The organism is Nocardia tenerifensis NBRC 101015 (assembly GCF_000308715.1).
Lineage (GTDB): Bacteria > Actinomycetota > Actinomycetes > Mycobacteriales > Mycobacteriaceae > Nocardia > Nocardia tenerifensis.
Window position 1 is genome coordinate 31387 of the sequence record NZ_BAGH01000319.1, and the last position, 8997, is coordinate 40383.

The 8997-nt window shown below is 69.7% G+C and carries 7 protein-coding genes; 3 read left to right on the forward strand and 4 right to left on the reverse strand.

Annotated elements, in window-relative coordinates; translation table 11 throughout:
• Positions 1-13: 13 nt before the first annotated feature.
• Positions 14-793, reverse strand: coding sequence for an SOS response-associated peptidase (locus ON39_RS25850; RefSeq protein WP_040738259.1), 780 nt, complete (start codon positions 791-793; stop codon positions 14-16).
• 195 nt (positions 794-988) lie between these two features.
• Between ON39_RS25850 and ON39_RS25855 the strand changes: the two genes are divergently transcribed.
• The 3 genes from ON39_RS25855 (at position 989) to rsgA (ending at position 4966) form a co-directional block, all read left to right on the forward strand.
• The gene (locus tag ON39_RS25855) at positions 989-2497 is read left to right on the forward strand and encodes an aldehyde dehydrogenase family protein (protein WP_040738261.1); all 1509 of its coding nucleotides are present in this window, start codon (positions 989-991) and stop codon (positions 2495-2497) included.
• Between the two features lie 154 nt (positions 2498-2651).
• Positions 2652-3953, forward strand: coding sequence for a 3-phosphoshikimate 1-carboxyvinyltransferase (gene aroA / locus ON39_RS25860; RefSeq protein ID WP_040738262.1), 1302 nt, complete (start codon positions 2652-2654; stop codon positions 3951-3953).
• Positions 3950-4966, forward strand: coding sequence for a ribosome small subunit-dependent GTPase A (gene rsgA / locus ON39_RS25865; RefSeq protein WP_040738292.1), 1017 nt, complete (start codon positions 3950-3952; stop codon positions 4964-4966). Before aroA ends, rsgA begins: the two co-directional genes overlap by 4 nt.
• Before the next feature lie 39 nt (positions 4967-5005).
• Here the strand turns inward: rsgA and ON39_RS25870 are convergent, their stop codons facing one another.
• The 3 genes from ON39_RS25870 to ON39_RS25880 form a co-directional block, all read right to left on the reverse strand.
• Positions 5006-5407 carry a nuclear transport factor 2 family protein gene (locus tag ON39_RS25870; RefSeq protein WP_040738264.1) on the reverse strand — a complete coding sequence of 134 codons (402 nt, stop codon included), beginning with the start codon at positions 5405-5407 and terminating at the stop codon, positions 5006-5008.
• A 278-nt stretch (positions 5408-5685) separates the two neighbouring features.
• A complete protein-coding gene (gene secA / locus ON39_RS25875; RefSeq protein ID WP_040738266.1) occupies positions 5686-8538 on the reverse strand; it encodes a preprotein translocase subunit SecA in 2853 nt (950 codons plus the stop codon).
• A gap of 194 nt (positions 8539-8732) precedes the next feature.
• Positions 8733-8997: Rv3235 family protein (locus tag ON39_RS25880; RefSeq protein WP_040738268.1), on the reverse strand; the 265-nt coding region annotated here is incomplete at its 5' end.

Below are 8997 nucleotides of genomic sequence, written 5' to 3' on the forward strand. Positions count from 1 at the left end.
GGGGGCCGGGCGATCAGAGCAGGCTGGTCTGCCCGGCCGCCTCGCCCTCCGACACACACTCGAGCAGCTCCGGCCCGTTGTTCTTCACACTGTTGACCAGGGGTGAGACGGGTCGCGCGACGATGCCCGCGATCGTCTCCTCGCTCGGCGTGGCCAGCAGTTCGGCCGGCGCCGGGTGGTCCGGGTCGAGCCAGGCGTCCCAGTGCTCCCGCGGCATGGGCAGCGGCATGCGGTCGTGGATGCGGGTCAGGTCGCCGACGGCGTCGGTGGTCAGGATGGTGCACGACAGCAGCGGCTCGCTCTCCGGCAGCGACTTGTCCCGCCACACCGACCAGAGTCCGGCCATGTACAGCCGCGAGCCGTCGGCCTGCGCCATGAAGAACGGCTTCTTGACCGCCTTGCCCTTGGCTCCGGCGTCCGCCTCGACGACCCACTCGTACCAGCCGTCCATCGGGACCAGGCAGCGGCGGTACTTCACCGCGTCCCGGAACGACGGGGTGGTCGCCGCCTTGTCGGCGCGGGCGTTGAACAGCGGCTTGCCCTTCACCGGCACACCCGGCTCCGCGGCCTTGGTCCACAGCGGGATCAGGCCCCAGCGCATGCGCCGCACGCGCAGCTTGGGCTCGTCGTCCTTGCGGCCGTGTTCGTGGCGCTCAACCACGGTGAGGATCTGCGTCGTCGGGGCGACGTTGTAGTTGGTGAAAGAGCCACCGGTGCTTTCGGTTTCGTCGATCGCATCCAGCTCGACCGCGAGCCGGCCGGGGTCTGTCGTGGTCGCATATCGTCCGCACATATCTCGATACTCCCACCCGCGACCGACACTCTCGTGGACAATTGAGCCATAGCTGGTGACCAGTTGAGAGTTTTGGCCTACCATTCTCTCAAAGCTGCGCCCGTCCGCTGACGCCTGCGCACCGACCGGCCACCGCCAGGAGTATCCGGGATCGACGTCGTCCCGCGCACCCACCCGCAAGAGGAGAGACTCACCGTGACATCCACCGACACCAAACCTGCCGACAACGACACGGCGCTCACGTCGGTCAATCCCGCAACGGGCGAGGTGATCGGCACCCATCCGATCGCGGACGAGGCCGCGGTGCGCGCGGCCGTCGCGAAGGCCCGCGCGGCCGCCGCCACCTGGGGCGCGTTGAATTACGACGAGCGCAAGACTCACCTGCTGCGCTGGTCGAGCCAGTTGGTCGCGGACTCCGACGAGTTCTGCGCGCTGATCCACGCCGAGAACGGCAAGCCGCTCGACGACGCGTTCCTCGAGCTCATGCTCGCGCTCGAGCACATCGCCTGGGCGGCCAAGAACGCCAAGAAGGTGCTCTCCCCCAAGAAGGTCTCGCCGGGCGCGTTCATGGCGAACTTCGCCGCCAGGGTCGAGCAGCGCCCGCTCGGCGTCGTCGGCGTGATCGGCCCGTGGAACTACCCGGTCTACACCCCCAACGGCTCCATCGGCTACGCGCTCGCCGCGGGCAACACCGTGGTCTTCAAGCCGAGCGAGTTCTCCACCGGCATCGGCAATTTCCTGGCCGACGCGTTCGCCAAGGCCAACCCGGACCTGCCCGAGGGCGTGTTCATCACCGTCAACGGCTACGGCGCGACCGGCGCGGCGCTGGTCAAGGCGGGCGTCGACAAGCTCGCGTTCACCGGCTCCACCGCGACGGGCAAGCGGATCATGGCCGCCGCCGCGGAGAACCTCACCCCGGTGCTGCTCGAGTGTGGCGGCAAGGACGCGGTGATCGTCGCGGGCGACGCGGACGTGAAGGCCGCCGCCGACGCGGTCGCCTGGGGCGCGACCGCCAACAGCGGCCAGACCTGCGCGGGCGTGGAGCGGGTGTACGTCGACCGGTCGGTGCGCGACGAGTTCGTCGCCGAGGTGAAGAAGATCCTCGAGAAGGTCGGCCCGGGTTCAGGCGCGGACGCCGCCTACGGCCCGATGACCATGCCGAGCCAGGTCGACATCGTGCGCCGCCACATCGAGTCCGCGCTGAAGAACGGCGGCACGGCCGTGCTCGGCGGCCCCGACTCGGTGAAGGCGCCGTTCATCGAGCCGGTCGTGCTGGTCGACGTGGACGAGAAGTCCGAGGCCGTGCAGGAGGAGACCTTCGGCCCGACGGTCACCATCCGCACCGTCGACGGCGTGGACGAGGCGGTCGAGCTGGCCAACAGCTCCAAGTACGGGCTGTCCTCGGCGGTGTACTCGAAGAAGAACGGACTGGCCATCGCGCGCAGGCTGCACGTCGGCGCCACCTCGGTGAACTCGGTGCTCGCCTTCGCCGCCATCCCCGGCCTGCCCTTCGGCGGCGTCGGCGACTCCGGCATCGGCCGCATCCACGGCGAGCCGGGCCTGCGCGAGTTCGCCCGCCCGCACTCGATCGCGGTGCAGCGCTTCGCGATTCCCGGCATGGCGCTGCTCAGCTACTCGCGCACGCAGTCGACGATGAAGCTGCTGCGCAAGCTGGTTCCGTTCCTGCACGGGCGGAACAAGTAGAGCGAGAGTACCTGCGCCCCACGGGTTTTCCAGCTGACACACCGTGCCCACCGGCACGGGGTACCGGCGGACCGATCCGTGGGGCGCGTCCGGCCGGGCGAATTGGATTGCAATAGGGCGACCGCCCGTGTGTCCGGTTGGGTGATGGGCGAAGATGGAACACGTGAGTTTCTGGCCAGCGCCCCATGTCGATGTCCCTGTGCACGCGACCGTGACCCTGCCTGGATCGAAGTCGATCACGAACCGGGCATTGATCCTGGCCGCCCTTGCCGACGGTCCGTCGACGCTGACCGGCGCGTTGCGCAGCCGCGACACCAATCTGATGATCGCCGCGCTGTGCGCGCTCGGCACGACCATCGAGGGCGAGGGCGACACGCTGACCGTGACCCCCGCTCCGCTGCGCGGCGGCACGGTCGACTGCGGGCTCGCGGGCACGGTGATGCGCTTCCTGCCGTCGGTGGCCGCGCTGGCCGCTGGCGACGTCGCGTTCGACGGCGACGCGCAGGCGAGGGTCCGCCCGCTCAGCACCATCCTGAACGCGCTGCGCAGCCTCGGCGCCGACATCGACGGCGACGCGCTGCCGTTCACCGTGCACGGCAAGGGCGCGCTGCGCGGCGGCACGGTGACCATCGACGCCTCCGGCTCCTCGCAGTTCGTCTCGGGCCTGCTGCTGTCGGCCGCCCGGTTCGACGAGGGCCTGACCGTACACCACGACGGCAAGGCGCTGCCCTCCATGCCGCACATCGAGATGACCGTGGAGATGCTGCGCCGGGCCGACGTGCGGGTGCAGGCCCCCGAGCACAGCCGCCGCGCCCAGACCTGGCAGGTCGAGCCCGGCCCCATCCGCGCGGTGGACTGGGAGGTCGAGCCGGACCTGTCCAACGCGACGCCGTTCCTCGCGGCCGCGGCCGTCACCGGCGGCGAGGTCAAGATCCCGCACTGGCCCCGGCTCACCACCCAGCCCGGCGACGTGATCCGCGAGATCCTGGTGCGGATGGGCGCCGAGGCGCGCGTCTTCGACGGCGTGCTGACCGTGCAGGGCCCCGACCGCCTGGCCGGCATCGATATCGACCTGCACGACGTCGGCGAGCTGACGCCCACGGTGGCCGCACTGGCCGCACTGGCCGACTCCCCGTCGCACCTGCGCGGCATCGCGCACCTGCGCGGGCACGAGACCGACCGGCTCGCCGCGCTGTCCACCGAGATCAACCGGCTCGGCGGCAAGGTCACCGAGACCGAGGACGGGCTGGAGATCGTGCCCGCCGAGCTGCACGGCGGCCGATGGCACTCCTACGCCGACCACCGAATGGCAACGGCCGGTGCGATTCTCGGGCTGCGGGTGGCCGACATCGAGATCGAGGACATCGGCACGACGGCCAAGACGCTGCCGAACTTCGTCGCACTGTGGGAGCGCATGCTCGATCCGGCGCCCGCCGATCAGGGAGCGGCGCACTGAGGAAGCGCGAGTACGACGAATCCGACGTCCGGGTCCGCCCGGGCAAGAGTTCGCGTCCCCGCACCAAAACCCGTCCGCGACACAGTGATGCGGAGTCCGCCATGGTGGTCTCGGTGGATCGCGGCCGCTGGGGTTGCGTGCTCGACGGCGATCCCGAGCGGCACATCGTCGCCATGCGCGCGCGGGAACTCGGCCGCACGCCCATCGTGGTCGGCGATCAGGTGGACGTGGTCGGCGACCTCTCCGGCAGGCCCGACTCGCTGGCCCGCATCGTGCGGGTCGGCGAGCGCCGAACGGTGTTGCGGCGCACCGCCGATGACACCGATCCGTTCGAGCGCATCGTCGTCGGCAACGCCGAGCAGCTGTTCATGGTGGTCGCGCTGGCCGACCCGCCGCCGCGCACCGGATTCGTCGAGCGCTGCATGGTCGCCGCGTACGCCGGTGGGCTGCACCCGGTGCTGTGCCTGACCAAGCACGATCTGGCGGCCGAGTCCGAATTCGCCTCCGCCTTCACCGATCTCGACCTCACCATCGTCTACGGCGGCGTCGACGACCCGCTGGCGCCGGTGCTCGAACTGCTCGACGGCCGGCTCACCGCGTTCATCGGGCACTCAGGGGTCGGCAAGTCGACGCTGGTGAATCGCCTTGTGCCGGACGCGTATCGGGCCGTCGGCGAGGTGTCCGGCGTCGGCAAGGGCAAGCACACCTCGACCCAGTCCGTCGCGCTGCCGCTGCCCGGCGGCGGCTGGGTGATCGATACGCCGGGCATCCGTTCCTTCGGGCTCGCCCACATCACCCCCGACGACGTGGTCGCCGCCTTCAGCGACCTGGCCGCCGCCATCGAGGACTGTCCGCGCGGCTGCACCCATCTGGGCCCGCCCGCCGACCCTGAGTGCGCGCTGGACAAACTGCCCGGCAAGGAGCGCCGGGTGGCCGCGATCCGCCTGCTGCTCACCGCGTTGAACGCCAACGACCCCTGGCAGAACAGCGGCGGCCCGCGGCCCGTCGACTAGCCGCGCGAGCCCTCGCCCAGCGCAAGCCGGAGGGGTTGCTCAGCCACGCAGGGCGGCGGCGGATCGATCCTGCCCGTCCGGCTGGTCGGGGGCGAAGGGCCACTCCTCGAACCAGGTGCAGCGGCCCTCGTCGTCGAAGCGCAGCACCCACAGGTCGCGCCAGCGCGCGGGCTGGTCGGGGTAGTCGACCTCGGCCCGGACCACGGCGGTGAGTCCGTCCACCGCGACCACCTCGGGCTCCATCGAGAACGACTCGTCGGACCCGTCCCGCCCGGCCTCCCAGAACTTCGCCAGCGCCGGTAGCCCCGTGAGCGGCTCGGCCCACGGCGAGACCAGGTATCCGATGTCCGGGGCGAAGAGGTCGCCGAGCTTGTCGGTGCCCGGCGACCGCCAGGCCTGTTCGTATGCGCCGACCCATGCCTCAACTGTGCTTCGGTCCACGAAGCCCCAAGCTACGCCCAATCACGCCACCCCGGGCCGATTCCCGCACAAACACGCCTGGCGCGCACTCACCGGGCCTGTCTCACTACGCCATATCTACCGACGGGGCCTGTCACACCCGTGACGCCCCACTTCTCCCGAGCAACAACCGATCTCAGAAGAACATGGGTAACTCACCGGCCACGGGCTAACCCGACAACCGCCTCACCACCGGCCGCCAACGCCCCTCCGCCGCATCTCAATCTGGCTTGGATACGCGGAGGGGGCGGGACAGCTTACTAGCGGCGACGGGGCTTGGGGGCGCGCTTGGATTTGTCCTGGGCGCGGGCGGCTTCGCGGCGCTCGCGGCGGGTGGTGCCGTCGCCGTACTCCTCCGCGTCGCTGTGCACCTCGCGGTGCCCGCCCTCGTCGGGGCCCGAGTAGCTCAGGCCTCGCTGCTGGCCGGCGGGATCGATCCCCTTGGCGCGCAACGCCGCCGGGGCCGCGTTGCCGTTGGGGACCGGCGCCTCCTCGGTGGGCAGCGGGCGTGGCGCGGTCCGCGCGCCGACCGGCGAGCGCAGGCCCTGGTCGACCGAGACACCCTCCGGCTGCGGCTGCTGCACCTCCACCTGGAGGTTGAACAGGAAGCCGACCGACTCCTCCTTGAGGCCCTCGAGCATCGCGGAGAACATGTCGAAGCCCTCGCGCTGGTACTCGACCAGCGGGTCGCGCTGCGCCATGGCCCGCAGGCCGATGCCCTCCTTGAGGTAGTCCATCTCGTAGAGGTGCTCGCGCCACTTGCGGTCGAGCACCGAGAGCAGCACCTGCCGTTCGAGATTGCGCATGCTGCCCTCGCCGGCCAGCCCGTCGATCTCCGCCTCGCGCCGCTCGTAGGCCTCGTGCGCGTCCTCGAGCAGCGCCTCGAGCAGTTCCTCGCGGCTGAGGTCGCCCGCCTCGCCGACCGCGGTCTCGCCGGTCAGGTCCTTGTAGTTGAGCTTGACCGGGTACAGCGTCTTGAGCGCGGTCCACAACTTGTCCAGATCCCAGTCCTCCACGTAGCCCTCGGCGGTGGCGCCGTTGACGTAGGCGGTGATCACGTCCGTGATCATGCTCTGGACCTGGCCCTCCATGTCCTCGCCGCGCAAGATCCGGTTGCGCTCGCCGTAGATGATGGTGCGCTGCTGGTTCATCACCTCGTCGTACTTGAGCACGTTCTTGCGGATCTCGAAGTTCTGCTGCTCGACCTGGGTCTGCGCGCTCTTGATCGCCTTGGAGACCATCTTGGCCTCGATCGGCACGTCGTCGGGCAGGTTGAGCCTGGTCATGATCGCCTCGAGCGCCGCGCCGTTGAAGCGGCGCATCAACTCGTCGCCGAGGGAGAGGTAGAACCGGGACTCGCCGGGGTCGCCCTGACGGCCGGAGCGGCCGCGCAGCTGATTGTCGATGCGGCGTGACTCGTGCCGCTCGGTGCCGAGCACGTAGAGCCCGCCTGCCTTGCGCACCAGCTCGGCGTCGGCCGCGGTCTGCGCCTTGACCTGCTCCAGCGTCGGCAGCCAGGCCTGCTGGTAGGCGTCGGGCGTCTCGACCGGGTCGAGGCCCTCTCGGCGCAGGATGAGGTCGGCGATGATGTCGGGGTTGCCGCCGAGCACGACGTCGGTGCCGCGGCCGGCCATGTTCGTCGCCACGGTCACCGCGCCCGGCCGGCCGGCCTCGGCGATGATCTCGGCTTCCTTCTCGTGGAACTTCGCGTTCAGCACGGTGTGCGCGATGCCGCGCTTGGTGAACTGCTTGGACAGGTACTCCGAGCGCTCGACACTGGTGGTACCGATGAGCACCGGCTGGTCGCGCTGGTGCCGCTCGGTGACGTCGTCGACCACGGCCGCGAACTTGGCCTCTTCGGTCTTGTAGATCAGGTCGGACTGGTCCTCGCGGATCATCGGCTTGTTCGTCGGGATCGGGACGACGCCGAGGCTGTAGATCTGGTGCAGCTCGGCGGCCTCGGTCTCGGCGGTGCCGGTCATGCCGGACAGCTTGTCGTAGAGGCGGAAGTAGTTCTGCAGGGTGATCGTGGCGAGGGTCTGGTTCTCCGGCTGGATCTCCACCCCCTCCTTGGCCTCGATGGCCTGGTGCATGCCCTCGTTGTAGCGCCGCCCGACCAGGATGCGGCCGGTGAACTCGTCGACGATGATGACCTCGCCGTCGCGCACGATGTAGTCCTTGTCGCGCGTGTACAGCTCCTTGGCCTTGATGGCGTTGTTCACGTAGCTGACCAGCGGCGAGTTGGCGGCCTCATAGAGGTTGTCGATGCCGAGCTGGTCCTCGATGAACTCGACGCCCGCCTCGTGCACGCCGATGGTGCGCTTCTTGATGTCGACCTCGTAGTGCAGGTCCTTCTTCAACAGCGGTGCGATGCGCGCGAACTCGGCGTACCACTTGCTGGAGGCGTCGGCGGGGCCGGAGATGATCAGCGGGGTGCGCGCCTCGTCGATCAGGATGGAGTCGACCTCGTCGACCACGGCGAAGTTGTGCCCGCGCTGCACCAGATCGTCGAGGGAGTGGGTCATGTTGTCGCGCAGGTAATCGAAGCCGAACTCGTTGTTGGTGCCGTAGGTGATGTCGGCGCCGTAGGCCACGCGCCGCTGCGCGGGCGTCATGCCGCCGAGGATCACGCCGACCTCGAGCCCGAGGAAGCGGTGCACGCGGCCCATCCACTCGGAGTCGCGCTTGGCGAGATAGTCGTTGGTGGTGACGATGTGCACGCCGTCGCCGCTGATCGCGTTGAGGTAGGCGGGCAGCACCGAGGTGAGCGTCTTGCCCTCACCGGTCTTCATCTCGGCGATGTTGCCGGTGTGCAGTGCGGCGCCGCCCATGATCTGCACCTTGTAGTGCTTCTGGTTGAGCACCCGCCAGGACGCCTCGCGGGCCACCGCGAACGCCTCGGCCATCAGCGCGCCGAGCGGATCGGCGTGCCCCTCCTCCACCATGTCGGAGTAGCGCTCGCGGAACTCGTCGGTCTTCGCACGCAACTCGTCGTCGGTGAGCTGCTCGTACTCCGACTCGAGGTCGAGCACCTGATCGGCGAAGTTGGCGAGCCGCTTCACCATGCGACCCTCACCAATCCGAAGCAACCTCGTCAGTGTCAGCGCAGGCACGGGTCTCGTCAGTCCTCTGGTCGGTGTGTCATGTCATGTCGTCGGCGCCGGGTGCGCGGGCAGGACTCGCGGCCGGCGTGCGGGTTCGCGCTCCGAGTGCGGAATCCGCTGCACGCCCCATGGTAATGCGGTGCCGATCGTAAGCGCCGCAGAGCAGCGCCGTTCGGTCCCGGCCGGCTCGTGCGGCCCGGTCCTCACAGTACGCGGAACGCGGTGAGCTGCCAGCCCGCCCGATGCAGCACGACGCACGCGGCGAGCGCGAACACCCGGTTCCCGCGCTGATAGCTGCCGTATATCTCGGCGGTGTTCGGCCCGCTCAGCTCGATCCCCAGTTTCTTCAAGTGGGCGGGACCGAGGCCGCGACCGGGCGGCGCCGAGCGCGCGAGCGTCTCGATGGCGGCGAGCACCTGCGGCGCGGCGAGTTTGCGCAGTTGGGCCGCGGGACGCCTACCGTCGAGC